The 26,890-nt window shown below is 54.2% G+C and carries 22 protein-coding genes and 2 tRNA genes; 23 read left to right on the forward strand and 1 reads right to left on the reverse strand.

Annotated features, from left to right (window positions below; all coding sequences use genetic code 11):
• The first annotated feature begins 61 nt into the window (after window positions 1–61).
• From grpE to ACN0UH_RS15435, 8 genes are all read left to right on the forward strand, one after another.
• Entirely contained in the window at window positions 62–631 is a 570-nt protein-coding gene (gene grpE, locus ACN0UH_RS15400; protein WP_087515770.1) for a nucleotide exchange factor GrpE, read from the forward strand.
• A 99-nt stretch (window positions 632–730) separates the two neighbouring features.
• On the forward strand, window positions 731–2,647 hold the full coding sequence (dnaK, locus tag ACN0UH_RS15405; RefSeq protein ID WP_417662883.1) for a molecular chaperone DnaK: 1,917 nt from the start codon (window positions 731–733) through the stop codon (window positions 2,645–2,647).
• A gap of 205 nt (window positions 2,648–2,852) precedes the next feature.
• The gene (dnaJ, locus tag ACN0UH_RS15410) at window positions 2,853–3,995 is read left to right on the forward strand and encodes a molecular chaperone DnaJ (protein ID WP_417662884.1); all 1,143 of its coding nucleotides are present in this window, start codon (window positions 2,853–2,855) and stop codon (window positions 3,993–3,995) included.
• A gap of 176 nt (window positions 3,996–4,171) precedes the next feature.
• On the forward strand, window positions 4,172–4,975 hold the full coding sequence (gene dapB, locus ACN0UH_RS15415) for a 4-hydroxy-tetrahydrodipicolinate reductase (protein WP_417662885.1): 804 nt from the start codon (window positions 4,172–4,174) through the stop codon (window positions 4,973–4,975).
• A gap of 218 nt (window positions 4,976–5,193) precedes the next feature.
• Entirely contained in the window at window positions 5,194–6,342 is a 1,149-nt protein-coding gene (carA, locus tag ACN0UH_RS15420) for a glutamine-hydrolyzing carbamoyl-phosphate synthase small subunit (RefSeq protein WP_417662886.1), read from the forward strand.
• 39 nt (window positions 6,343–6,381) lie between these two features.
• Window positions 6,382–9,603 (forward strand): carbamoyl-phosphate synthase large subunit, encoded by a 3,222-nt coding sequence (carB, locus tag ACN0UH_RS15425; protein WP_417662887.1) that lies wholly within the window; start codon window positions 6,382–6,384, stop codon window positions 9,601–9,603.
• Complete coding sequence (gene greA / locus ACN0UH_RS15430; protein ID WP_417662888.1) at window positions 9,600–10,076, forward strand: transcription elongation factor GreA; 477 nt, start codon at window positions 9,600–9,602, stop codon at window positions 10,074–10,076. The genes carB and greA overlap by 4 nt, the downstream gene beginning before the upstream one ends.
• 43 nt (window positions 10,077–10,119) lie before the next feature.
• Complete coding sequence (locus ACN0UH_RS15435; RefSeq protein ID WP_417662968.1) at window positions 10,120–10,521, forward strand: DUF4149 domain-containing protein; 402 nt, start codon at window positions 10,120–10,122, stop codon at window positions 10,519–10,521.
• A 175-nt stretch (window positions 10,522–10,696) separates the two neighbouring features.
• Here the strand turns inward: ACN0UH_RS15435 and yhbY are convergent, their stop codons facing one another.
• The gene (gene yhbY / locus ACN0UH_RS15440; protein ID WP_087515777.1) at window positions 10,697–11,008 is read right to left on the reverse strand and encodes a ribosome assembly RNA-binding protein YhbY; all 312 of its coding nucleotides are present in this window, start codon (window positions 11,006–11,008) and stop codon (window positions 10,697–10,699) included.
• Window positions 11,009–11,109: 101 nt separating this feature from the next.
• On the opposite strand from yhbY, the gene rlmE reads away from it, so the two are divergent.
• The 15 genes from rlmE to pnp all read left to right on the forward strand — a co-directional run bounded on the left by rlmE (window position 11,110) and on the right by pnp (window position 26,854).
• Window positions 11,110–11,733 (forward strand): 23S rRNA (uridine(2552)-2'-O)-methyltransferase RlmE, encoded by a 624-nt coding sequence (gene rlmE, locus ACN0UH_RS15445; RefSeq protein WP_417662889.1) that lies wholly within the window; start codon window positions 11,110–11,112, stop codon window positions 11,731–11,733.
• Between the two features lie 240 nt (window positions 11,734–11,973).
• Window positions 11,974–13,899: an ATP-dependent zinc metalloprotease FtsH gene (ftsH, locus tag ACN0UH_RS15450; protein ID WP_417662890.1), complete on the forward strand. Its 1,926-nt coding sequence runs from the start codon at window positions 11,974–11,976 to the stop codon at window positions 13,897–13,899.
• Window positions 13,900–14,059: 160 nt separating this feature from the next.
• Window positions 14,060–14,911, forward strand: a complete 852-nt coding sequence (gene folP, locus ACN0UH_RS15455; protein WP_417662969.1) for a dihydropteroate synthase — start codon at window positions 14,060–14,062, stop codon at window positions 14,909–14,911.
• 20 nt (window positions 14,912–14,931) lie between these two features.
• Window positions 14,932–16,269, forward strand: coding sequence for a phosphoglucosamine mutase (glmM, locus tag ACN0UH_RS15460; RefSeq protein ID WP_417662891.1), 1,338 nt, complete (start codon window positions 14,932–14,934; stop codon window positions 16,267–16,269).
• 64 nt (window positions 16,270–16,333) lie between these two features.
• Window positions 16,334–17,089 carry a triose-phosphate isomerase gene (gene tpiA, locus ACN0UH_RS15465; protein WP_417662892.1) on the forward strand — a complete coding sequence of 252 codons (756 nt, stop codon included), beginning with the start codon at window positions 16,334–16,336 and terminating at the stop codon, window positions 17,087–17,089.
• Between the two features lie 4 nt (window positions 17,090–17,093).
• Window positions 17,094–17,477, forward strand: coding sequence for a preprotein translocase subunit SecG (secG, locus tag ACN0UH_RS15470; RefSeq protein ID WP_417662893.1), 384 nt, complete (start codon window positions 17,094–17,096; stop codon window positions 17,475–17,477).
• Window positions 17,478–17,487: 10 nt separating this feature from the next.
• Window positions 17,488–17,573, forward strand: a tRNA-Leu gene (locus tag ACN0UH_RS15475).
• 98 nt (window positions 17,574–17,671) lie between these two features.
• Window positions 17,672–17,748: transfer RNA gene (locus tag ACN0UH_RS15480), tRNA-Met, on the forward strand.
• A 133-nt stretch (window positions 17,749–17,881) separates the two neighbouring features.
• Entirely contained in the window at window positions 17,882–18,340 is a 459-nt protein-coding gene (gene rimP, locus ACN0UH_RS15485) for a ribosome maturation factor RimP (protein WP_087518987.1), read from the forward strand.
• 47 nt (window positions 18,341–18,387) lie between these two features.
• Window positions 18,388–19,869 carry a transcription termination factor NusA gene (gene nusA, locus ACN0UH_RS15490; protein WP_417662894.1) on the forward strand — a complete coding sequence of 494 codons (1,482 nt, stop codon included), beginning with the start codon at window positions 18,388–18,390 and terminating at the stop codon, window positions 19,867–19,869.
• Window positions 19,870–19,894: 25 nt separating this feature from the next.
• The gene (infB, locus tag ACN0UH_RS15495; protein ID WP_417662895.1) at window positions 19,895–22,402 is read left to right on the forward strand and encodes a translation initiation factor IF-2; all 2,508 of its coding nucleotides are present in this window, start codon (window positions 19,895–19,897) and stop codon (window positions 22,400–22,402) included.
• Window positions 22,403–22,511: 109 nt separating this feature from the next.
• Window positions 22,512–22,913, forward strand: a complete 402-nt coding sequence (gene rbfA / locus ACN0UH_RS15500) for a 30S ribosome-binding factor RbfA (protein ID WP_417662896.1) — start codon at window positions 22,512–22,514, stop codon at window positions 22,911–22,913.
• Window positions 22,914–22,917: 4 nt separating this feature from the next.
• Window positions 22,918–23,835: a tRNA pseudouridine(55) synthase TruB gene (truB, locus tag ACN0UH_RS15505; RefSeq protein ID WP_417662897.1), complete on the forward strand. Its 918-nt coding sequence runs from the start codon at window positions 22,918–22,920 to the stop codon at window positions 23,833–23,835.
• A 375-nt stretch (window positions 23,836–24,210) separates the two neighbouring features.
• Window positions 24,211–24,480: a 30S ribosomal protein S15 gene (rpsO, locus tag ACN0UH_RS15510; RefSeq protein ID WP_010487557.1), complete on the forward strand. Its 270-nt coding sequence runs from the start codon at window positions 24,211–24,213 to the stop codon at window positions 24,478–24,480.
• Window positions 24,481–24,748: 268 nt separating this feature from the next.
• Entirely contained in the window at window positions 24,749–26,854 is a 2,106-nt protein-coding gene (gene pnp, locus ACN0UH_RS15515) for a polyribonucleotide nucleotidyltransferase (protein WP_417662898.1), read from the forward strand.
• Window positions 26,855–26,890: the final 36 nt, after the last annotated feature.

Genomic DNA, 26,890 nt, shown 5'->3' on the forward strand with positions numbered 1-26,890 from the left:
CCCATATAACGGTGCAGAAGCGTGAGTTAAGACTCACGCCCGTTATTTAGAGGAGAGAGGCATGGCTGACGAACAGACCCTGGATACGCAGATTCCCGAGGCAGATGCAGCAGTAGATGCAGCGCCGGGTGACGAACTGGCTGCTCGCGTGCAGACGCTGGAAGAGCAGTTGGCCGCTGCGCAGGATCAATCGCTGCGCATGGCTGCTGACCTGCAAAACGTACGCCGTCGTGCAGATCAGGATGTAGAAAAGGCGCATAAGTTTGCCTTGGAAAAATTTGCCAACGACCTGTTGCCGGTTGTCGACAGTCTGGAGCGCGGCCTTGAGCTGTCGAGTCCGGATGATGAGGCGATCAAAGCAGTGCGCGAAGGCATGGAGTTAACCCTTAAGTTGTTCCGTGACACGCTGTCGCGTTTCCAGTTGGAAGCGATTGATCCGCATGGCCAGCCGTTCAACCCAGAGTTGCATCAGGCGATGGCAATGCAGGAAAGCGAGACCCTGGAGCCAAACAGCGTGATCCAAGTGTTCCAGAAGGGTTACCAGTTACACGGTCGTTTGCTGCGTCCGGCGATGGTTGTTGTGAGCAAGGCACCTGCCGCTCCGACGCCATCAATTGATGAAAAGGCTTGAAATTAATTTTTTAGCCCCCATTAAACAGTCAAGCGTTTTAGTGCTAGCGCAACTGGCTCAGAACCAGTGCGCAATTATCAAAGTTTCGGGAGAGTAATTATGGGTAAAATTATCGGTATCGACCTGGGGACAACCAACTCCTGCGTCTCCGTTCTTGAAAACGGCAAAGCCAAAGTTATTGAAAACGCCGAAGGCGCGCGCACCACTCCGTCGATCATTGCTTATGCAAACGATGGTGAAATCCTGGTGGGCCAGTCGGCTAAGCGTCAAGCAGTGACCAATCCGCACAACACCCTGTACGCGGTGAAGCGTTTGATCGGTCGTCGTTTTGACGAAGAAGTTGTACAGAAAGACATTCAGATGGTGCCGTACAAAATTGTCAAAGCTGACAACGCCGACGCCTGGGTTGAAGTAAACGATCAGAAAATGGCTCCGCCACAGATCTCGGCTGAAATCTTGAAAAAGATGAAGAAAACCGCCGAAGACTATCTGGGTGAAGCTGTAACTGAAGCTGTTATCACTGTTCCGGCTTACTTCAACGACAGCCAGCGCCAGGCGACTAAAGACGCCGGCCGCATCGCGGGTCTGGACGTTAAGCGCATCATCAACGAACCAACCGCAGCTGCTCTGGCTTACGGTATGGACAAGGCTAAGGGCGACCACACTGTCATCGTTTATGACTTGGGTGGCGGTACCTTCGACGTTTCGGTTATCGAAATTGCCGAAGTTGATGGCGAGCACCAGTTCGAGGTGTTGGCGACCAACGGTGACACCTTCCTCGGTGGTGAAGATTTTGATATTCGTTTGATCGACTACCTCGTCGACGAATTCAAGAAAGAAAGCGGCATGAACCTGAAAGGTGATCCGCTGGCGATGCAACGTCTGAAAGAAGCTGCCGAGAAAGCCAAGATTGAGCTGTCTTCGAGCCAGCAGACTGACGTTAACCTGCCGTACATCACTGCAGATGCGTCCGGTCCTAAACACTTGAACGTGAAAATCTCGCGCTCCAAGCTTGAGTCGCTGGTTGAAGATCTGGTTCAGCGTACTATCGAACCTTGCCGCATCGCGTTGAAAGACGCAGGTGTTGATGTCGGTGCGATCAACGACGTGATTCTGGTCGGTGGCCAGACTCGTATGCCGCTGGTACAGAAGTTGGTTACTGACTTCTTCGGTAAAGAAGCGCGTAAAGATGTGAACCCGGACGAAGCTGTTGCCATGGGCGCTGCGATTCAGGGTGCGGTTCTGGCCGGTGACGTTAAAGACGTGCTGCTGCTCGATGTATCGCCTCTGACCCTGGGTATTGAAACCATGGGCGGCGTGATGACTGCGCTGATCGAGAAAAACACCACTATCCCGACCAAGAAGTCGCAAGTGTTCTCGACCGCTGATGACAACCAAGGCGCTGTGACTATTCACGTGCTGCAGGGTGAGCGTAAGCAAGCTTCGCAGAACAAGTCGCTGGGCAAGTTCGATCTGGCTGAGATTCCACCAGCTCCACGTGGCGTGCCACAGATCGAAGTGACCTTCGACATTGATGCCAACGGCATCTTGCACGTAGGCGCCAAAGACAAGGCGACTGGCAAGACTCAGTCGATCGTGATCAAGGCTAACTCGGGTCTGTCCGAGGAAGAAATCGAGCAAATGGTGCGCGACGCTGAGGCTAACGCCGATGAAGACCGCAAGTTCGAAGAGCTGGCGACTGCACGTAACCAGGGTGACCAACTGGTTCATGCAACCCGCAAAATGATCACCGAAGCTGGCGACAAAGCCACTGAGGAAGAGAAAGCAACCATCGAGAAAGCCATTGGCGAACTCGAAGTTGCGGTCAAGGGCGACAGCAAAGAAGAGATCGACGCTAAAGTTGCGGCGCTCTCGGAAGCGACTGCACCTCTGGCGCAGAAAATGTACGCCGAGCAGCCACAGCCGGGCGCTGAAGCCCAGCCGGAAGGCAACGATCAAAGCTCTGCTGATGACGTTGTTGATGCTGAGTTTGAAGAAGTTAAAGAAAACAAGTAAGCGCACGCTTGCTAGGCGCATCCTTGGTGGTTTCAGGGATGCGTTAAGGCTCCAGCCGGTTGTGGCGTGAGTCACAACCTGTATGATCCGCCGCGCGGGAGCTTGCTCCCGCGTTGGCGTGTCTGGAGGGAATGATTTGCAAGGCGTTAATCAGAGGCGCAGGTGCGATAGCTTTTTAACGATTTGTTCAAGGTGTTGAGGATTTATGTCTAAACGTGACTATTACGAGGTGCTCGGTGTTGAGCGCGGCGCCAGCGAAGCTGAGCTGAAGAAAGCTTACCGACGCCTGGCGATGAAGCATCACCCGGACCGTAATCCTGACGATAAAGTCTCGGAAGAAAAGTTCAAGGAAGCCAATGAGGCTTACGAAGTGCTTTCTGACTCGAGCAAGCGTGCCGCTTATGACCAGTATGGCCACGCAGGCGTTGATCCAAGCATGGGTGGCGCAGGTGCAGGCGGTGCAGGCTTCGGTGGGGCGAACTTCTCCGACATTTTCGGTGATGTATTCAGTGACTTCTTTGGTGGTGCGGCCGGTGCTGGCGGCCGAGGTCGCGGTGGTGCGCAGCGCGGTAGCGACTTGCGCTACACCCTTGAATTGGATCTGGAAGAGGCTGTGCGCGGCACGACCGTAACCATTCGAGTGCCAACGCTGGCGAACTGCAAGACCTGCGATGGCTCGGGTGCCAAGAAGGGCACGACACCAGTGACCTGTACCACCTGTGGTGGTATTGGTCAGGTGCGTATGCAGCAGGGCTTCTTCTCGGTGCAGCAAACCTGCCCGCGCTGCCACGGCAGCGGCAAGATGATTACTGATCCATGCGATTCTTGCCATGGTCAGGGCCGTGTTGAAGAGCACAAAACCCTGTCGGTTAAAGTCCCGGCGGGCGTTGATACCGGCGACCGCATTCGTCTCTCGGGCGAGGGGGAAGCGGGCGCAATGGGTGGCCCGGCAGGCGACCTGTACGTAGTGGTGAATGTGCGCGAGCACACGATCTTCCAGCGCGACGGCAAGCACCTGTATTGCGAAGTACCAATCAGCTTTGCTGATGCTGCCTTGGGTGGTGAGCTCGAAGTGCCGACGCTGGATGGTCGGGTCAAGTTGAAGATTCCGGAAGGCACGCAAACCGGTAAGTTGTTCCGCCTGCGCGGCAAGGGCGTTGCGCCTGTACGCGGTGGTGGTGCCGGTGACTTGATGTGTCGTGTAGCGGTGGAGACGCCGGTGCATCTGGATCGTCGTCAGCGTGAGTTGCTTGAAGAGTTCCGCAAGTCGATCGACGGCGACAGCTCGCACTCGCCAAAAGCCAATGGCTGGTTTGAGGGTGTTAAGCGTTTCTTCGGTGACCTGTAAGCTGATCACACGCAAGGCGCTGCATTGAAAAAGCTGCTTAATGTGCAGGTTTACCTAGTAAACTGCGGGTTAAGCAGCTTTTTTATTTGGGCAAAGCGCTTGCGGTACTTGTAGCGTAAGCCGTTAATCTTTAAATGGGTGTCGGCCCGAGATTTTCAGTTTGGAGTGGTTTGGATATGCAACGTATTGCTGTGATGGGCGCCGCCGGGCGTATGGGCAAAACCCTGATTGAAGCGGTTCGGCAGGCTGAGGGTGCGAGCCTGAGCGCTGCTGTTGATCGCCCGGATAGCAGTCTGGTTGGTGCTGATGTCGGCGAATTGGTCGCATTGGGCAAGATCGGCGTGCAGTTGTCGGGCGACCTGAGCGGCGTACTTGATGATTTTGACGTATTGATCGATTTCACTCATCCAACGGTTACCCTGAAAAACCTCGAGATCTGCCGCAAAGCCGGCAAGGCGATGATCATCGGCACCACCGGATTCAGTGTTGAAGAAAAGCAGCTGCTCAGCGAAGCGGGCAAGCAGATCCCGATTGTGTTCGCGGCAAACTTCAGTGTGGGTGTGAATCTTTGTCTGAAACTGCTCGATACAGCTGCTCGGGTGTTGGGTGATGAGGTCGATATCGAAATCATCGAGGCGCATCACCGGCACAAAGTCGATGCGCCGTCCGGGACTGCAGTGCGCATGGGTGAAGTTGTCGCCAAAGCGCTGGGTCGTGATCTGGAAAAGGTTGCGGTTTATGGTCGTGAAGGTCAGACCGGTGCGCGTGAGCGCGAAACCATCGGTTTTGCCACTGTGCGCGCCGGTGATGTGGTGGGTGATCACACGGTTCTGTTCGCTGCAGAGGGCGAGCGGGTTGAGATTACCCACAAGGCATCGAGCCGCATGACCTTTGCCAAAGGCGCCGTTCGGGCAGCTTTGTGGCTGCAGGGCAAGCCGGCAAAGCTTTACGATATGCAGGATGTTTTAGAGCTTAACTAGGCACTTTGGCGGGCTCGCCAAAAAGTTGACTGCATTCTGCGGTTTTTAGCGCAAGTTGGGTGGACCAAAAACGCAGTTTCCTGTAAGCTTTCTGCTTTAGTGTGCCCACTAAAAGTTACGCAGAATGAATTCATAAAAAAAGCGGGATGACGGTTCACACGTCATCCCGCTTTTTTACAATCTGCGTTTGCTTCATGCTTTGATTTTCGGAGGTTTTCTTGAGTAAGCCAGCCCCTAAAGCTGCCATTTTGGCCCTTGCTGATGGCAGCATTTTTCGTGGCGAGGCCATCGGTGCCGACGGCCACACAATTGGAGAGGTGGTTTTTAACACCGCCATGACCGGCTATCAGGAAATCCTTACAGATCCTTCCTATGCCCAGCAAATCGTAACCCTGACCTATCCGCACATTGGCAACACCGGCACAACGCCGGAAGATGCCGAGTCGAACCGCGTCTGGGCTGCAGGTTTGATTATTCGTGACCTGCCGCTGATCGCCAGTAACTGGCGTAACAAGCAATCGCTGCCTGATTACTTGAAAGAAAACGGTACCGTCGCAATCGCCAATATCGATACTCGTCGCCTGACCCGCATCTTGCGTGAGAAAGGCTCGCAAAATGGCTGCATCCTGGTCGGTGAAGATGCCACCGAGGAAAAAGCCCTGGAGCTGGCGCGTAGCTTTCCAGGCCTCAAAGGCATGGATCTGGCTAAAGTCGTGAGCTGCACCGAGCAGTACGAATGGCGCTCAACCGTTTGGGATTTGAAAACTGACAGCCACGCAGAAGTGCCTGCCAGCGAACTGCCTTACCACGTTGTTGCCTTCGACTACGGTGTCAAGCTGAACATCCTGCGCATGCTGGTAGCTCGCGGTTGCCGTGTGACAGTGGTGCCGGCGCAAACCCCAGCCAGTGAAGTGTTGGCGATGAATCCTGATGGCGTGTTCCTGTCCAATGGCCCGGGCGATCCTGAGCCTTGCGACTACGCTATTGAAGCGATCAAAGATGTATTGCAAACCGAGATTCCTGTATTCGGCATCTGCCTCGGTCACCAACTGCTGGCGCTGGCTTCGGGTGCTAAAACCCTGAAAATGGGCCACGGTCATCACGGTGCCAACCATCCGGTTCAAGATCTCGACACTGGCGTTGTGATGATTACCAGCCAGAACCACGGCTTCGCAGTGGATGAGGCGACCTTGCCAGCTAATGTTCGGGCGATTCACAAGTCGTTGTTTGATGGCACGTTGCAGGGCATCGAACGTACCGACAAAGTCGCGTTTAGCTTCCAGGGTCACCCCGAGGCGAGCCCAGGTCCAAATGACGTCGCGCCACTGTTTGACCGCTTCATCGAAGCCATGGCCAAGCGCCGCTAAGCCTGCTGACTGTGACCAACGGATTCGAGTGAGTAAAAAATGCCAAAACGTAGTGATATAAAAAGCATCCTGATCCTCGGCGCCGGCCCGATTGTTATCGGCCAGGCCTGCGAGTTTGACTATTCGGGTGCTCAAGCCTGTAAAGCGCTTAAAGAAGAGGGTTTCCGGGTCATTCTGGTGAACTCCAACCCGGCGACGATCATGACCGATCCGTCGATGGCCGATGCCACCTATATCGAGCCGATCAAGTGGTCGACCGTGGCCAAGATCATCGAAAAAGAGCGTCCAGACGCATTGCTGCCGACCATGGGCGGCCAGACTGCACTGAACTGTGCGCTGGATCTTGAAAAGCACGGTGTGCTGGAAAAATTCGGCGTTGAGATGATCGGCGCCAATGCCGACACCATCGACAAGGCTGAAGACCGCTCGCGCTTCGACAAGGCGATGAAAGACATCGGTTTGGCGTGCCCGGTTTCCGGTATTGCGCACAGCATGGAAGAGTCCTATGCAGTGCTGGAGAAGGTCGGTTTTCCGTGCATTATTCGTCCGTCCTTCACCATGGGCGGCACCGGTGGCGGTATTGCTTACAACCGCGAAGAGTTCGAAGAAATCTGCGCCCGCGGCCTGGATCTGTCGCCAACGCGCGAGCTGTTGATCGACGAATCCCTGATCGGCTGGAAAGAGTACGAAATGGAGGTTGTCCGCGATAAAAAGGACAACTGCATCATCGTTTGTACCATTGAAAACTTTGACCCGATGGGCGTGCACACCGGCGACTCGATCACCGTGGCGCCAGCGCAGACCCTGACTGACAAAGAATTTCAGATTCTGCGTAACGCATCGCTGGCCGTTCTGCGCGAAATCGGCGTAGAAACCGGTGGTTCTAACGTTCAGTTCGGTATTTGCCCGAACACTGGCCGCATGGTCGTGATCGAGATGAATCCGCGTGTATCGCGTTCCTCGGCGCTGGCCTCGAAAGCCACAGGTTTCCCGATTGCTAAAATCGCTGCCAAGCTGGCTGTTGGCTACACCCTCGACGAGCTATCGAACGACATCACTGGCGGTCGCACGCCTGCCTCGTTCGAGCCGGCTATCGACTACGTTGTGACCAAGATTCCACGTTTCGCCTTCGAGAAATTCCCGAAAGCCGACGCACGTTTGACGACCCAGATGAAGTCTGTGGGCGAAGTCATGGCCATCGGCCGCACCTTTCAGGAGTCTTTGCAGAAGGCCTTGCGCGGTCTGGAAGTGGGCGTTGCCGGGCTTGATCCCAAGCTGGACCTGAAAGACCCGGAAAGCGAAGGCACGATCAAGCGCGAGCTGACTGTGCCGGGTGCGGATCGTATCTGGTACATCGGTGATGCATTCCGGGCAGGCAAGACAGTTGAAGAAGTCTTTGCCCTGACCAACATTGATGAGTGGTTCCTGGTTCAGATCGAAGACCTGATCAAGGACGAAGAGCGGATCAAGACTCAAGGCCTGACCAGCATCGATCGTGATGTGATGTTCAAGCTCAAGCGCAAAGGCTTCTCTGATGCGCGCCTGGCCAAGCTGTTGGGGGTGACCGAGAAGAACCTGCGCAGCCACCGTCACAAACTGAAGGTGTTGCCGGTGTACAAGCGGGTTGATACCTGCGCCGCCGAGTTCGCCACTGATACTGCTTATATGTATTCGACCTATGAGGAAGAATGCGAAGCGAACCCGTCGACCCGCGACAAGATCATGATCTTGGGCGGCGGTCCAAACCGTATCGGCCAGGGTATCGAGTTCGACTACTGCTGCGTACACGCGGCACTGGCAATGCGCGAAGACGGCTACGAGACCATCATGGTCAACTGCAATCCGGAAACCGTATCGACCGACTACGACACCTCTGATCGCCTGTACTTCGAGCCAGTAACGTTGGAAGACGTGTTGGAAATCGTCCGTGTCGAGCAGCCTAAGGGTGTAATCGTGCAGTACGGTGGGCAAACCCCGCTGAAACTGTGCCGTGCCCTTGAGGAAGCTGGTGTGCCGATTATCGGTACCAGCCCGGATGCCATCGACCGTGCGGAAGATCGTGAGCGCTTCCAGCAAATGGTTGAGCGCCTGAACTTGCGTCAGCCGCCTAACGCAACAGCACGTAGCGAAGACGAAGCCTTTGCGGCCTCGAAAACCATCGGTTATCCGCTGGTTGTGCGTCCATCCTATGTATTGGGTGGGCGTGCCATGGAAATCGTTTATCAGGAAGACGAGCTGCGCCGTTATATGCGCGAAGCCGTACAGGTCTCGAACGACAGCCCGGTATTGCTAGATCACTTCCTCAACTGCGCAATCGAAGTTGATATCGATGCGGTCAGCGATGGTGAGCAAGTGGTGATCGGCGCAATCATGCAGCACATCGAGCAGGCTGGCGTTCACTCCGGCGACTCCGCCTGTTCGCTGCCGCCTTACTCGTTGCCTGCGCACATCCAGGACGAGATTCGGGATCAGGTCAAGAAAATGGCCCTTGAACTCAACGTAATCGGCCTGATGAACGTACAGATGGCTGTGCAGGGCGAGGATATCTTCGTCATCGAAGTTAACCCACGTGCATCGCGTACCGTGCCGTTTGTGTCCAAGTGCATCGGCGAGTCGCTGGCTAAAGTGGCTGCGCGTGTAATGGCGGGCAAGACATTGGCCGAGATTGGCTTTACCAAGGAAATCATTCCGCCGTTCTTTAGTGTCAAGGAAGCGGTATTCCCGTTCGCCAAGTTCCCGGGTGTCGACCCGATCCTTGGCCCGGAAATGAAATCCACTGGTGAAGTGATGGGGGTTGGTGACAGCTTCGGCGAAGCTTTCGGCAAGGCTCAGTTGGGTGCCAGTGAAATTCTGCCAAACTCGGGCTGTGCCTTTATCAGTGTGCGTGATGATGATAAGCCGCAAGCGGCTGACGTTGCTCGTGACCTGATCTCGCTGGGCTTCGAGGTTGTGGCTACTGCCGGGACTGCTAAAGTAATCGAGGCTGCAGGCTTGCCTGTGCGCCGCGTCAACAAGGTGACTGAAGGTCGCCCACACGTTGTCGATATGATTAAGAATGACGAAGTCACGCTGATCATCAATACCACTGAGGGGCGTCAGTCGATTGCTGACTCCTACTCGATCCGTCGTAACGCTCTGCAACATCGGATTTGCTGCACAACCACCCTGGCGGCGGGTGCGGCAATTTGTGAGGCGCTGAAGTTTGGTCCAGAGAAGACCGTGCGCCGCTTGCAGGATCTCCATGCAGGAATCAAGGCATGACAAAATACCCAATGACCGTCCAGGGCGCGCGTGCTCTGGAAGAAGAACATTTGCACCTGACCAAGGTCGTGCGTCCAAAGCTCAGCGAAGACATTGGTACTGCGCGCGAACTGGGCGATCTCAAGGAAAACGCTGAATACCATGCTGCCCGCGAGCAGCAGGGTATGGTTGAAGCGCGTATTCGTGATATCGAGGGGCGTATGCAGAATGCGCAGATCATCGATGTTACGGCTATTCCGCACACCGGTAAGGTGATCTTCGGTACTACCGTTGAAATCGCCAACTGCGAAACCGATGAAAGCGTGACCTATCAAATCGTTGGTGACGACGAAGCTAATATCAAGCAGGGCAAGATCTCGGTCAGCTCACCTATCGCACGTGCCTTGATCGGCAAAGAAGAAGGTGATGTCGCCGTGGTTCAAACCCCGGGCGGTTTGATCGAGTACGAAATTGTCGAAGTCCGTCATATTTAGGTCTGGTGATCCGCGGGCGGTGCCGCAAGGGGCCGCTTCGCGACTGAGTGCAGGTGCGATCAGTTGGTTGATCGCCCAGACTTTCTGGGTTGGCGGTATTTGGTTGTTGCAATTCCTGGTGATGCCAGCGCTGACTAAGATGGGGATGGCGCCGCTACTGATTGACGACCTGATGAATACGCTGAAACCATTGCTGGTGGGGTTGGCGGCATGCTGCGCAGTGTTGCAGACTGTTGTGTTGATTGCTGCGTCAGGCTTGCCCAGCTTGTGGCGCGATATTCGTGGGCAGTTGCTGCTCGCGGTGTTGTTGATGGCGTTGAGTTATTTTGTCGTGCATTGGCTCGGGCTGCAGGCTCCGCGCTGGCAATTGTTCAACTACATGGTGCTGGCATTCTGTGGCTTGCTACTGGTGCTGCAGTCGGTGCCCGCTAAGCATGCTGGATAACGCTTTACCCATCTACCATCGATAGCTGATGCGATAAACTTATACGCTTGGTTTTGGGTGTTTGGCGCTGGTGGACAAGCTGCGCGTTGTCACACCCTACCGATTAATTCCGGTTAGGGTGAGCGGCTCCTTACCTATCCACCGCAAACTGTGGTGGATAGCCGAGGTGCAGGTATCAACCTTGAAAGCGGCTGATATTCGAAAGATTTTTATTCACTTTCGGATTTTTGCGGTAGATCAGCGCCATTTTGCCGATGATCTGCACTAATTCAGCGTTGGCTGATTTGCACAGTTCATTGATCGCAGTGATACGGTCTTCGCGCTCGGTGATGCGAACCTGTACTTTGATCAGCTCATGATCGTTAATAGCGCGCTCTAGCTCGGCTAAAACGCCTTCGGTCAAACCGTTATCGGCGACCATTACTACCGGTTTCAGGTGGTGGCCGATAGACTTGTACTGTTTCTTCTGCTCTTGAGTGAGCGGCATAATCTGATCCCTGCGTGTGATCTGGTGAAAATATGGCGCTCAGTTTACCTGAGCGCTTTAATGCTCGCCCAGAAATTCACGAATGTTAATAGAGGTGCCACGTGGCGCGTTCCAAAACTAGCCAGCGTTGGCTGAAAGAACACTTCGATGACCCTTACGTCAAAATGGCGCAAAGGGACGGCTATCGCTCGCGAGCCAGCTACAAGCTGCTGGAAATCCAAGAAAAGGATCGGATTTTGCGTCCGGGCATGACCGTGGTTGACCTGGGCGCGGCGCCCGGCGGCTGGTCGCAGGTGACCAGTCGGGTGATTGGCGACAAAGGTACTTTGATCGCATCCGACATCCTGGAAATGGATAGCATCCCCGACGTAACCTTTATTCAGGGCGACTTCACCGAAGATGAAGTATTCGCGCAGATTCTTGAGGCTATCGGAAATAATCCTGTAGACCTTGTGATTTCCGATATGGCCCCCAATATGAGTGGAGTAAGGACAGCAGATCAGGCGCGTGCGATGTACTTGTGCGAGCTGGCTCTGGATCTGTCTGCTCGAGTGCTCAAGCCGGGCGGTGATTTTTTGATCAAAATTTTCCATGGTGAAGGTTTTGATGCGTACCATAAACAGGTACGTGAAATGTTTGACAAGGTGCAAATGCGCAAGCCGTTATCTTCACGCGACCGTTCGCGTGAGCAATACATGCTTGGTCGCGGTTTTCGCGGTAATTAATCGGCTTGAGAGACTGGCGCTATGAAACCTAGGTCGGGGTTGTCAGTCTTATTTAAACCCAGGTATTCAAGTCTGCTGGGTCAGGAATTTCGCGAGTCGCGAGTCGCGGCTCATAAAGGGTTACAGACAGTGCCTGCAACAAAGGGGCGTTGTGTAGTAAGTTAGATCGGTACATAACTGGTCGTCATGCGAGGCATGCTCGCGCACGGGCTTGCTTCAGAGGGTAGGTAATTGAACGACATGGCAAAAAATCTGATCTTGTGGCTAATCATTGCGGCCGTTTTAGTGACCGTGATGAATAATTTCTCTAGTCCGAACGAGTCGAATAAGCTCAATTACTCTGAGTTTATTCAGCAGGTGCAAGAGGGCGAGGTTAAGCGTGTGACGGTTGATGGTTACATCATCAGCGGTGTGCATTCTGACGGCAGCTCGTTTGAGACCGTGCGTCCGGCTATTCAGGATAATGGCCTGATCAAAGACTTGATCGACAACAAGGTCGATATCGTCGGTAAACAGCCAGAGCGTCAGAGCATCTGGACTCAGCTCTTGGTTGCCAGCTTCCCGATTCTGGTAATCATTGCCGTTTTCATGTTCTTCATGCGCCAAATGCAAGGCGGTGCTGGCGGTAAAGGCGGGCCAATGAGCTTTGGCAAGAGCAAGGCGCGCCTACTCTCTGAAGACCAGGTTAAAACCACTTTTGCTGACGTCGCCGGTTGCGATGAGGCCAAGGAAGAAGTGAGTGAGCTGGTTGAGTTCTTGCGCGATCCGGGCAAGTTCCAGCGTCTCGGTGGGCGGATTCCGCGCGGCGTATTGATGGTTGGCTCGCCAGGTACGGGTAAAACCTTGCTGGCCAAGGCGGTTGCCGGTGAAGCCAAGGTGCCGTTCTTCACTATTTCCGGTTCTGACTTCGTTGAGATGTTTGTCGGTGTAGGTGCTTCGCGTGTTCGTGACATGTTCGAGCAAGCCAAGAAGCATGCGCCGTGCATCATCTTTATCGATGAAATCGACGCCGTCGGTCGCCATCGTGGCGCTGGCATGGGCGGTGGTCACGATGAGCGTGAGCAGACACTTAACCAATTGCTGGTTGAGATGGATGGCTTTGAAGCGAATGACGGCATCATCGTTATTGCTGCAACCAACCGTCCGGATGTACTCGACCCGGCACTGCTGCGTCCTGGCCGTTTCGACCGTCAGGTCGTTGTGGGGCTACCAGATATTCGTGGACGCGAGCAGATTCTCAAAGTGCACATGCGTAAAGTGCCAATGGGTGAAGACGTCAATCCCGCTGTTATTGCTCGCGGTACGCCGGGCTTCTCCGGTGCTGATCTGGCCAACTTGGTCAACGAAGCGTCGTTGTTCGCTGCTCGTTCGGGCAAGCGCCTGGTCGAAATGAAAGAATTCGAGCTGGCTAAAGACAAGATCATGATGGGCGCTGAGCGCAAAACCATGGTCATGTCTGATAAAGAAAAGCTCAACACCGCCTATCACGAAGCAGGCCATGCAATTGTCGGTCGCTTGGTGCCTGAGCACGATCCTGTCTATAAGGTTTCGATCATTCCGCGCGGTCGTGCGCTGGGTGTGACTATGTTCCTGCCAGAGGAAGATCGTTACAGTCTCAGCAAGCGCGCCTTGATCAGTCAGATATGCTCGTTGTTCGGTGGTCGTATCGCTGAAGAAATGACCCTTGGTTTTGATGGCGTCACCACGGGCGCCTCCAACGACATCATGCGTGCGACTCAATTGGCGCGGAACATGGTGACCAAGTGGGGTTTGTCAGAAAAGCTTGGGCCACTGATGTATGCCGAGGAAGAAGGTGAAGTATTCCTGGGTCGCAGCATGGGCAGCCAAAGCAGTAACGTTTCTGGCGATACCGCCAAGCTGATTGATCAGGAAATTCGCAGCATCATCGATGGTTGTTACGACACTGCCAAGCGCATGCTTGAAGAGAATCGCGACAAACTTGAAGCCATGGCTGAAGCCCTGATGAAGTACGAAACCATTGATGCCGATCAAATTGAAGACATCATGAGTGGTCGTACACCGCGTGAGCCGCGTGACTGGACAGGTGGTGGTGATGCGGGTACGCCGATTGATCCGTCCCTGGGTGCGGATGACAAGCCAGATACGCCTGAAAAGCCAATCGGTGGCCCAGCGACTGAAGTTTAAGGTTCGGTTGTTGCTCCATTGCATTTAGGCTTGTAGTGCGCCGGAATACTTCGTTAAGGGGTATTCCGGCGTTTTGCTTTGTTGGTCAGGAAAATTTGCTCACCGATACAGGCGGGGTAAAATGCCTGGCTCGAATCGCTCGCGGGTCTACGGGTCGTCCATGACGTTAAAGCACAGTTTCAGTCCGCTGCCTTGTGGTGGCCGGGCTCTTGATCTGACCCGCACTCAGGTGATGGGTATCCTCAATGTAACGCCTGATTCTTTTTCTGATGGCGGTCGCTTCACTCGGCGTGACGATGCTTTGCGTCATGCTGAAGCCATGTGTCGTGCAGGCGCTACGCTGATAGATATTGGTGGTGAATCTACCCGGCCCGGTGCGCAGCCTGTAGGTGCTGAGCAGGAGCTTGAGCGAGTGGCTTCGGTGATTGAGGTCATTGCAGCAGAGTTGGATGTGATTATTTCGGTCGATACTTCAACCCCGGCGGTTATGGTCGAGGCTGGACGGTTGGGTGCAGGCTTAATCAATGATGTGCGTTCATTGCAGCGTGAAGGTGCCTTGGTGGCTGCGGCGGCAACAGGTTTGCCTGTGTGCCTGATGCATATGCGTGGTGAGCCGACGACAATGCAGCAAAACCCGCAATATGCCGATGTGGTTGCCGAGGTTGAAGGTTTTCTGGTTGAGCGCATGCAGAAATGTGCGGCGGCGGGTATCACCAGCGATAAGCTGTTGCTGGACCCCGGTTTTGGGTTTGCCAAAACCCATGAGCACAACTTGAGTCTATTTAAGCGCATGGAGTTACTTCATGGGCTGAAGCGGCCATTGTTGGTGGGCGTTTCGCGTAAAAGCATGATTGGCCGAGTGCTGGGGCATGAGGTGGGTGGCCGTTTATATGGCAGTCTGGCGCTTGCGGCGCTCGCTGTTGTTAAGGGGGCCCACATCTTGCGGGTGCATGATGTGGCAGAAACAGTTGATGTAGTGCGGATGATTGCTGCGGTTGAGGCTGCAGAATAACTATTTAGGGAAGACGACTTATGGCGCGTAAATATTTTGGAACTGACGGTATTCGTGGCCGCGTAGGTGACTATCCGATTACCCCTGACTTTATGCTCAAGCTTGGCTGGGCTGCTGGCATGGCATTTCGTAAGCAGGGTGTATGCCGAATCTTGATCGGTAAAGACACGCGCATTTCCGGTTATATGTTTGAGTCTGCGCTAGAGGCTGGATTGTCAGCTGCTGGTGCCGATGTGATGCTGCTTGGGCCTATGCCGACGCCTGCGATTGCCTATCTGACACGTACTTTCCATGCTGATGCGGGTATCGTAATTAGTGCGTCGCATAATCCGCATGATGACAACGGCATCAAGTTTTTCTCAGGGCAGGGCACCAAGTTACCGGACGAAGTTGAGAAGCTGATTGAAGATTTGCTCGATACCCCAATGACCGTGGTTGAGTCGGCCAAGTTGGGCAAGGTGTCGCGAATCAACGATGCCGCAGGGCGTTATATCGAGTTTTGCAAAAGCAGCGTGCCTACCAGTACCAGCTTTGCGGGACTCAAGGTGGTGCTCGACTGTGCCCATGGAGCGGCATACAAGGTCGCGCCAAGTGTTTTCCGTGAGCTGGGCGCTGAAGTGGTGGTGCTTTCGGCTGAACCTAATGGGCTGAATATCAACCACGGCTGTGGTTCGACGCACATTGAAAACTTGCAGGCGGAGGTTGTCGCGCAAGAGGCTGATTTGGGCATAGCTTTTGATGGTGATGCCGACCGGGTGTTGATGGTTGATCATACCGGCGCCTTGGTTGATGGCGATGAGTTGCTGTTTATCATTGCGCGTGATCTGCAAGAGCGCGGCAAGTTGCAGGGCGGTATCGTGGGTACCCTGATGAGTAATCTGGGGCTTGAGCTGGGCTGTGCGGAGCTGAATATCCCATTCGTGCGGGCCAATGTCGGTGATCGTTATGTGATTGCTGAGCTGCTTGAGCGCGATTGGGTGTTGGGTGGTGAAAATTCAGGTCACATTGTTTGCTTCCAGCACACCTCGACCGGGGATGCGATTATCGCAGCCCTGCAAGTATTGCTCGCTGTGCGCCGCCGTGAGCAGCCATTGGCGCAGGCTCGTCAAGGGATGCGTAAGTGCCCGCAAGTACTGGTCAATGTGCGCTTTAAAGGCGGTGTTGATCCGCTGGAGCATCCGTCGGTTAAAGAGGCGTGCGCACGCGTGACGGAGAAAATGGCTGGTCGCGGGCGTGTCCTATTGCGCAAATCTGGCACTGAGCCGCTGGTTCGGGTCATGGTTGAAGGCGAGGAAGAAGGCTTGGTTCGCGGCTATGCCGATGAATTAGCTAAAATTGTTGCAGAAGTATGTGGTTGAACAGCTTGCCAGTCACGACCGCGCTGGGTATCATCTGCGCCCTCTTTGATCGACGAGGTATTGCATGCGTCGCCCCATGGTAGCTGGTAACTGGAAAATGCACGGTACCCGCGCCAGCGTCGCAGAGCTGATCAAGGGTCTTCGTCAGTTGGCGTTGTCGACTGGCGTAGATGTCGCAGTGTTTCCACCTTGTCTGTACGTCGGCCAGGTTGTAGAAGGTCTGGCAGGTAAGTCGGTGGTGGTGGGTGCGCAGAATTGTGCGTACGAGCCATTACAGGGTGCTTTGACGGGTGAAGTGGCTGCGAGTCAGTTGCATGATGCGGGCTGTAAGATGGTTTTGGTTGGGCACTCTGAGCGACGTTTGTTGTTGGGTGAGTCTGATGAGACCGTGGCGCGCAAATTTGCAGCGGCTCAGTCATGCGGCCTGACTCCGATTCTGTGTGTGGGCGAGACCCGCGAGCAGCGTGAGGCAGGCAAGACACTGGAAGTAGTAGGTCGCCAGCTTGATAGCGTCTTTGAGTCGCTGGGTGTTGGGGTGTTTGCGCAAGCGGTGATTGCTTATGAGCCTGTATGGGCGATAGGCACCGGTTTGACAGCTACTCCAGACGAAGCGCAAAGCGTTCATGCGGCAATACGCGCGCAGCTCGCGGCAGAAAATGCTGAGGTGGCACGCGGCGTAAGAATTTTATATGGCGGCAGTGTTAAGGCCGCTAATGCTGCCGAACTATTCGGTATGCCGGATATCGATGGGGGGCTTGTTGGTGGAGCCTCTCTGAATGCGGATGAATTCGGTGCGATTTGTCGCGCCGCGGGAAACTGAGAAAATGCTGGAAACAGTCATAGTAGTACTTCATCTGTTGGGCGCGATTGGCGTTGTTGTGCTGGTTTTGTTGCAGCAGGGCAAAGGCGCCGATGCGGGTGCATCTTTTGGTTCGGGTGCTTCGGCTACTGTGTTTGGTAGTCAAGGTTCCTCTACCTTTTTGAGTAGAGTTACTGCTATACTCTCAACCGCTTTTTTCATTACTAGCTTGGGCTTAGGCTACTTAGCTAATGAAAAAGCTGAAGTGTTAACTCAAGTAGGTTTGCCAGATCCGGCAGTCTTGGAAACACCTCAGACCCAACCGGTCATCGAAGATGTGCCGGTGCTCGAAGAGCAAAATGCAGCTGATAAAGCCGCTGATGTACCTCAAGCTCCAGAGCAGCAATAAAGTAATATTTGCCGAGGTGGTGGAATTGGTAGACACGCAACCTTGAGGTGGTTGTGCCCATAGGGTGTAGGGGTTCGAGTCCCCTTCTCGGTACCAATTGTCAAGCAAGCCCGCTACATGCGGGCTTGCTTGTTGATGGGGCTTTGGTTGACCCGTAGCAGGGTTCGGCCGTATAATCCGGCCCCCGGCTTTGACGCGGGATGGAGCAGTCTGGTAGCTCGTCGGGCTCATAACCCGAAGGTCGTTGGTTCAAATCCAGCTCCCGCAACCAGTAGTAGCGGAGCCCCTTTCCAAGGGGCTTTTTGCTAGCTGAGAGACAGCTTTACTTACCTTGCGAAGAGGTAAGCTAAATGGATGGGCGTTTCGCCCATTTTTTATTTGCACAGCATGCGCGAGGGGTTCGAGTGTCGAGCAAGCTAGAACAGTTGCAGGACTTGCTGGCCCCGATAGTCGAGGAACTTGGCTATCAGTGCTGGGGCATTGAGTTTCTGTCCCAAGGGCGGCATTCGCTGCTAAGAATTTATATTGATCATGCCGATGGTGTTCTCGTCGAAGACTGCGAGAAAGTAAGTCGGCAGATCAGCGGTGTTTTGGATGTAGAAGATCCGATCACGGCTGAATACACCTTGGAAGTTTCATCTCCAGGTATGGATCGACCACTTTTCACTTTGGCGCAGTTTGCTGCGTTTGCGGGTGAGCAAGTGAAAATCAAGCTGCGTTCGCCTTTCGAAGGGCGCCGTAACTTTCAAGGCCTTCTGCGTGGTATTGAAGAGCAGGATGTCGTGGTGCAGGTTGATGATCATGAATTCCTTTTGCCGATTGATATGATCGACAAGGCCAACATTATCCCAAGGTTTGATTGAGACGCGGATCCCGCGGATCCAATGGATTGCGAAAGGCGAGGCGTACGATGAGCAAAGAAGTATTGCTGGTTGTTGAGTCGGTATCCAATGAAAAGGGCGTACCGGCGAGTGTGATTTTTGAAGCGCTGGAGTTGGCTTTGGCCACGGCGACCAAAAAACGATTCGAAGACGAAGTCGACCTGCGTGTAGCGATTGATCGCCACACCGGTAATTATGAGACTTTTCGTCGCTGGACCATTGTTGAAGATGCAGAGCTGGATGATCCAGCGCATCAACTGACTCCAGATATGGAGCAAGCCATGAAATCCGACGCTAAAGTCGGTGACGTGCTTGAAGAGAAAATTGATTCGATTGAGTTCGGTCGCATTGCTGCACAGACGGCTAAGCAAGTCATCGTGCAAAAGGTTCGTGAGGCAGAACGCGCTCAAGTAGTTGAAGCGTATCGCGAACGTTTGGGTGAGATCGTCGCTGGTACTGTTAAAAAAGTTACTCGTGACAACGTTATTGTTGATCTGGGTAACAACGCTGAAGCGCTGTTGGCCCGTGAAGATATTATCTCGCGTGAGACTTTCCGTGTAGGTGCGCGTCTGCGCGCACTGCTCAAGGAAATTCGCACTGAGAATCGTGGTCCGCAACTGATTCTTTCGCGTACTGCTCCTGAAATGCTGATCGAACTGTTCCGCATTGAAGTGCCAGAAATCGCTGAAGGGTTGATTGAAGTAATGGCCGCATCCCGTGATCCGGGTTCGCGCGCCAAGATTGCAGTTCGCTCTAAAGACAAGCGTATTGATCCTCAGGGTGCCTGTATTGGTATGCGCGGTTCGCGCGTTCAGGCGGTCTCTGGTGAATTGGTTGGTGAGCGTGTCGACATCGTGCTGTGGGATGACAATTCTGCGCAGTTCGTTATCAATGCGATGTCCCCTGCTGAAGTCGCTGCAATCATTGTCGACGAAGATGCCCATGCAATGGACATCGCCGTAGGCGAAGACAACCTTGCTCAAGCAATTGGGCGTGGTGGTCAGAACGTACGTTTGGCGAGTCAATTGACTGGCTGGACGCTCAACGTAATGACTGAAGCGGATATTCAAGAGAAACAACAGGCTGAGACTGGCGATATTCTGCAGCGTTTCATCGACGAGCTGGAAGTTGATGAAGAGTTGGCGCAGGTACTGGTTGAAGAAGGCTTTACCAGCCTGGAAGAAATTGCCTATGTGCCGATGGAAGAGATGCTCAGCATCGACGGTTTTGATGAAGAAATCGTTAATGAACTGCGTTCACGGGCTAAAGATCGCCTGTTGACTCGTGCCATCGCCACAGAAGAAAAACTGGCAGACGCCCAGCCAGCCGAAGACCTGCTCTCACTTGAGGGTATGGAGAAAGGCCTGGCACAGGAACTGGCAGTACGCGGTGTGGTTACCCGCGAAGACCTGGCCGAGCAGTCGATTGACGACCTGCTCGACATCGACGGCATCGACGCAGATCGTGCCGGCAAGCTGATCATGGCCGCCCGAGCCCATTGGTTCGAGTAGTTTTACGGCCTGAGGAGAGAAGTGCATGACGCAAGTCACGGTGAAAGAACTGGCCCAAGTGGTCGACACACCGGTAGAGCGCCTGCTGCAGCAGATGCGTGAGGCGGGATTGCCGCACAGCAGTGCCGAGCAAGTTGTCACCGATAATGAGAAGCAAGCATTGCTTGCTCATCTCAAGAGTAGTCATGGCGATAAAAAGGCTGAAGAGCCGCGCAAGATTACTCTGCAACGCAAAACAACCAGTACGCTACGTGTGGCTGGCAGCAAAACTATCAGTGTTGAAGTGCGCAAGAAGAAAACCTTCGTTAAGCGTAGCGCTGAAGAGATTGAAGCTGAGAAGCAACGTGAGCTCGAAGAGCAGCGTGCTGCAGCTGAAGCTGCTCGCCTGAAAGCTGAGGAAGAAGCCAAGCGTAAAGCTGCTGAAGAAGCTAAAAATGCTCCTGCAGCCGCTCAAGCCACTCCGGCTGCTGTTGACGCGCCTGCGTCAGTTGCTGAAGTGCCGGCGCCTGTTGCCACTCCAATGCCGGTTGACGTTCCTGCAGTTGATGAACGCAAGAAAGACGAGCCTCGCCGTCCTGATAAAACGCGCAATGACGATGATCGTCGTACCGAGCGCAAGTCAGGTTCGCATCGTCCAGCTGTTAAAGAGAAAGCGCCAGCTCCACGCGTTGCGCCTCGTACAGTTGACGAAGAGAGCGATGGTCACCGTCGTGGTGGTCGTGGCAAGTCGAAACTGAAAAAACGCAATCAGCACGGTTTCCAGAGCCCAATGGGTCCGGTTGTACGTGATGTTGCCATCGGCGAAACCATCACTGTTGGCGAGCTCGCTGGGCAGATGTCGGTTAAAGCCGCTGAAGTCATCAAGTTCATGTTCAAGATGGGCACTCCGGTGACCATCAACCAGGTACTGGATCAGGAAACTGCCCAGTTGATCGCCGAAGAGCTGGGCCACAAGGTCAAGCTGGTTAGCGATAACGCACTTGAAGAGCAATTGGCTGCATCGTTGAAGTACGACGGTGAAGCAATCTCCCGTGCCCCGGTTGTGACCGTAATGGGTCACGTTGACCACGGTAAGACATCGCTGCTCGACTACATTCGTCGTGCCAAGGTGGCCTCTGGCGAAGCCGGTGGTATCACTCAGCACATCGGTGCCTACCACGTAGAAACCGAGCGCGGCATGGTGACCTTCCTTGATACACCGGGTCACGCTGCGTTTACGCAGATGCGTGCTCGTGGTGCCAAGGCGACCGACATCGTGATTCTGGTTGTTGCTGCAGACGACGGCGTAATGCCGCAGACCGAAGAAGCTGTTCAGCATGCGAAAGCAGCTGGCGTTCCATTGGTTGTTGCAGTCAACAAGATCGACAAGCAGGGCGCTGATCTTGATCGCATCAAGAACGACCTGGCTGGCCGTGAAGTTGTCCCGGAAGAGTGGGGTGGCAACACTCAATTCGTACCGGTTTCGGCTAAAGAAGGTACTGGCGTTGACGAATTGCTTGAAGCTGTATTGCTGCAAGCTGAACTGCTGGAGCTTAAAGCCACTCCGTCGGCCCCGGGTCGCGGTGTAGTGGTTGAGTCGCGCCTCGATAAGGGCCGCGGTCCAGTTGCAACCGTACTGGTACAAGACGGTACGCTGCGTCAGGGCGACATGGTTCTGGTTGGTTCGAACTACGGCCGCATCCGCGCCATGATCGACGAGAACGGCAAGTCGATCAAAGAAGCAGGTCCATCGATTCCGGTTGAGATCCTCGGTCTCGACGGTACCCCAGAAGCTGGCGACGACATGACTGTTGTTGCTGACGAGAAGAAAGCCCGTGAAGTGGCTCTGTTCCGTCAAGGCAAGTTCCGTGAAGTTAAGCTGGCGCGTGCTCACGCAGGCAAGCTGGAAAACATCTTCGAGAACATGGGCCAGGAAGAGAAGAAGACGCTTAACATCGTCCTCAAATCTGACGTTCGTGGCTCGTTGGAAGCGTTGCAAGGTTCGCTTAGCGGCCTGGGTAACGATGAAGTACAAGTGCGCGTAGTGGGCGGCGGTGTCGGTGGTATTACCGAGAGCGATGCTAACTTGGCACTGGCTTCCAACGCTGTTCTGTTCGGCTTCAACGTTCGTGCTGATGCTGGCGCGCGTAAGATCGTCGAGCAAGAGTCGCTGGATATGCGTTATTACAACGTTATCTACGACATCATCGAAGACGTTAAGAAGGCCCTGACCGGCATGCTCGGCAGCGATGTTCGCGAGAACATTCTCGGTACTGCTGAAGTGCGAGACGTGTTCCGTTCGCCTAAGTTCGGCGCCATTGCCGGTTGTATGGTTATTGAAGGTGTTGTTCACCGTAACCGTCCAATCCGTGTATTGCGCGACGACGTGGTGATCTACGAAGGCGAACTTGAGTCGCTGCGTCGCTTCAAAGACGATATGGCTGAAGTGCGTAACGGCATGGAGTGCGGTATTGGCGTCAAGAGCTACAACGACGTCAAGGTCGGCGACAAGATCGAAGTGTACGAGAAAGTCCAGGTGGCTCGTAGCCTGTAAGGCTTCTGCCGCAACATGCAACGCCCGGCCCTGCTTATGCACGGCCGGGCGTTTGCCGCTTTTGAGTCTGATGCTTTTGTGGCCTCAGGCGGGTAATTAGGTAGTAAAAATGGCAAAAGAATACAGCCGTGCCCAGCGTATCGGCGACCAGATGCAGCGTGAGCTGGCGCAGTTAATTCTTCGCGAAGTCAAAGACCCACGCGTCAGTGGTTTGGTAACTGTGACCGCTGTCGAGGTAAGCCGCGACGCTAGCCACGCCAAAGTGTTTATCACTGTGATGGGCGCTGAGATTGATGCCGAGAGCATTCGTCAGAGTGTCAAAGTGCTGAACGATGCCAGCGGCTTTCTGCGCATGCAGTTAGGCAAGGCGATGAAGTTGCGTAGCGTGCCAAACCTGCGTTTCCACTATGACGAAAGTGTCATTCGTGGTGCCCAGTTGTCGGCGTTGATCGAACGCGCAGTGACTGAAGATCGTCAGCACGACGACGAAGCAACTGACGCCAAGGAGTAAGTACGTGGCTCAGGTAAAACGTATTCGTCGCAAGGTTAACGGCATCATCCTGCTGGATAAGCCGAAAGGCTTCAGCTCCAATGCGGCATTGCAAAAAGTGCGCTGGTTGCTCAATGCCGAGAAGGCCGGTCACACCGGCAGTCTCGATCCATTGGCAACGGGCGTATTGCCGTTGTGCTTTGGTGAAGCGACCAAGTTTTCGCAGTATTTGCTCGATGCTGACAAGGGCTATGAAACCCTGATGCAACTCGGTGTTACCACCACCACGGCGGATGCCGAAGGTGAGGTCATCGAGCGTAAGCCGGTTAATGTTCAAAGCGCTGATATTGAAGCTGTATTGCCGCAATTCCGCGGTGACATCAAGCAGATTCCGCCGATGTATTCGGCGTTGAAGCGTGACGGTCAGCCGCTGTACAAGCTGGCCCGTGCTGGTGAAGTCGTTGAGCGTGAACCGCGTGCAGTGACTATTAATCGCTTGGAGCTGTTGTCCTGCGAGGCAGAAGTTGCACGTCTTGCTGTAGATTGCACCAAGGGCACTTACATTCGCACGCTGGTTGAAGATATCGGCCAACTGTTGGGATGCGGCGCCCACGTTGCAGAGTTGCGCAGAACCAAAGCTGGCCCATTCAATCTGACTCAAACCGTCACTTTGGAAGAGCTTGAAGCGGTGCATGCAGATGGCGGTAACGAAGCCGTTGATCGCTTCCTGCAGCCAGTCGACAGTGGCTTGGAACACTGGCCGTTGTTGCAGTTTTCCGAGCACAGCTCGTTCTACTGGTTACAGGGTCAAGCGGTGCGCGCCCCTGATGCGCCGAAGTTCGGCATGGTTCGGGTGCAGGATCACAACGGTCGCTTTATCGGTATCGGTGAAGTGAGCGAAGATGGCCGTATTGCACCACGTCGGTTGATTCGCTCTGAGTGAACAAACCGTAGTAGAATGCGCGGCCAGAGAATTTAGTGATGATTGAGGGTTGAATAAAACACCCATGATCTTTGCAAAAGTGTTTTGGTTTATAGATGTTAAGCAGAATTTAAGCGCCTGTTAGAGCGCAGCGAGCGAAGGCAGAGCAAGGCAAAAAAGTGTGAAAGAGCGACCGCGGTCGCGCGCGACTTTACTGGTGTAAATGAGCATCTTGAGCAGTTTTTTAACGCAGCTATGTCGAGCGCAGCAGCTCTAAAAGGTTCTTACCCGAGGATGGCTGTTAATAGGCACGGTCACTCCTCACTTTAAAACATGGGAAGCAGTTCCCAGCCTATTGCGACCGCTCTGCGGTTGCTTGAATGAGAGGAAGCCAACATGGCACTCAGCGTTGAAGAAAAAGCCCAAATCGTAAACGACTACAAGCAAGCTGAAACTGATACTGGTAGCCCAGAAGTGCAAGTTGCACTGCTGTCTGCCAACATCAATAAGCTGCAAGGCCACTTCAAGGCCAACGGTAAAGATCACCACTCGCGTCGTGGCCTGATCCGTATGGTTAACCAGCGTCGTAAGCTGCTGGATTACCTGAAGGGTAAAGATGTTAGCCGTTACAGCGCCCTGATCGGTCGCCTGGGTCTGCGTCGCTAAGCGATGCTTGCGCGTAGCTGAATGCTGAAGCTGGAAGTGGGTTTATCCCACTTCCAGCTTTTGTGTTTCAGCTACATGCATTTTGGACAGTCTCGGGCCGATTCCCGCAACTGCCCACGAATTGTTTTACCCCTGTTACACAGGTAGAAAATTAGGAACCCTCGGAAAAGCTAGTGAGCGCAGGCAGGACATATCAACGCCAGACGCAGCCATTTTTCGCAGAGTTCCAGCAAGTTTCCCCCAAGGCAATATAGAGAAGGAAAACACCGTGAACCCGGTAATTAAGAAGTTTCAATTCGGTCAATCGACCGTAACCCTCGAGACTGGCCGTATCGCCCGTCAGGCCTCTGGCTCCGTGCTGGTCACCGTTGACGACGACGTTGCTGTTCTGGTTGCAGTAACTGGCGCCAAGACCGCTGACCCAAGCAAAGGCTTTTTCCCGCTGTCTGTGCATTACCAGGAAAAAACCTACGCCGCTGGTAAAATCCCTGGTGGTTTCTTCAAGCGTGAAGCGCGTCCTTCCGAGAAAGAAACCCTGACCTCGCGTCTGATCGACCGTCCGATCCGCCCGCTGTTTCCAGAAGGTTTCCAGAACGAAGTGCAGGTTATCTGTACCGTTATCTCTACCAGCAAGAAGACTGATCCGGACATCGCTGCGATGATCGGTACTTCGGCTGCCTTGGCTATTTCGGGCATCCCGTTCAATGGCCCAATCGGTGCAGCGCGCGTAGCTTTCCACCCGGAGACAGGCTACCTGCTGAACCCTAACTACGAGCAGCTCAAGGCTTCGAGCCTGGACATGGTTGTAGCCGGTACCAAAGACGCCGTACTGATGGTTGAATCGGAAGCCAAAGAGCTGACCGAAGACCAGATGCTGGGTGCAGTACTGTTTGCCCACGATGAATTCCAGGTTGTTATCAACGCTGTTGCCGAACTGGCCGCTGAAGCCGCCAAGCCAACCTGGGACTGGCAGCCAAAAGCTGAGAACACTGCACTGCTCAACGCTATTCGTGGCGAATTTGGCGATGCTATCTCTCAGGCTTACACCATCACCGTTAAGCACGAGCGCTATGCGCGCCTGGGTGAGTTGCGCAATGAAGTCGTTGCCAAGTTCTCCGGTGAAGAAGGCCAGCCGACTGCCGGCGAAGTGAAAGACATCTTCGGTGAAATCGAATACCGCACCGTGCGCGAGAACATCGTCAACGGTAAGCCGCGTATCGACGGCCGTGATACCCGCACTGTGCGTGGCCTGAACATCGAAGTTGGTGTTCTGGACAAGACTCACGGTTCTGCGTTGTTCACCCGTGGCGAAACTCAGGCACTGGTTGTTGCCACTCTGGGTACCGCACGTGATGCACAGCTGCTCGACACTCTTGAAGGCGAGCGTAAAGACCCGTTCATGCTGCACTATAACTTCCCACCGTACTCGGTTGGTGAGTGTGGCCGCATGGGCGCCACTGGTCGTCGCGAAATCGGTCACGGCCGTCTGGCTCGTCGTTCCGTAGCCGCCATGTTGCCAAACGCCGATGAGTTTCCGTACACCATTCGTGTCGTATCGGAAATCACTGAATCCAACGGTTCCAGCTCCATGGCTTCGGTCTGTGGTGCATCCTTGGCACTGATGGACGCTGGTGTACCGATGAAGGCTCCAGTTGCTGGTATTGCCATGGGTCTGGTTAAAGAAGGCGAGAAGTTCGCAGTTCTGACCGACATCCTGGGTGACGAAGATCACCTTGGCGACATGGACTTCAAAGTAGCGGGTACCGACAAAGGTGTTACCGCGCTGCAGATGGACATCAAGATCCAGGGCATCACCGAAGAAATCATGGAAATCGCTCTGGGCCAAGCCCTGGAAGCGCGCCTGAATATTCTCGGCCAGATGAACCAGGTTATTGCCCAGTCGCGTACAGAGTTGTCGGCTAACGCTCCAACCATGATCGCGATGAAGATCGATCAGGACAAGATCCGTGACGTGATCGGCAAAGGTGGCGCGACCATCCGTGCGATCTGTGAAGAAACCAAAGCGTCGATCGATATCGAAGACGACGGTTCGATCAAGATCTTCGGCGAAACCAAAGAAGCTGCAGAAGCGGCTAAGCAGCGCGTTCTGGGTATCACTGCTGAAGCTGAAATCGGCAAGATTTATGTCGGTAAGGTTGAGCGCATTGTTGACTTCGGCGCCTTCGTAAACATCCTGCCGGGCAAAGACGGTCTGGTGCACATCTCGATGTTGAGCGATGCTCGTGTTGAGAAAGTCACCGACATTCTTAAAGAAGGTGAGGAAGTTGAAGTATTGGTACTGGACGTGGACAACCGCGGCCGTATCAAGCTGTCGATCAAAGACGTTGCTGCGGCTAAAGCATCAGGCGTTTAATCGCGAGCAGTCTGTAGTGTAGAAAAGGGCCCCTTG

This window comes from Pseudomonas sp. (assembly GCF_048265905.1).
Lineage (GTDB): Bacteria > Pseudomonadota > Gammaproteobacteria > Pseudomonadales > Pseudomonadaceae > Aquipseudomonas.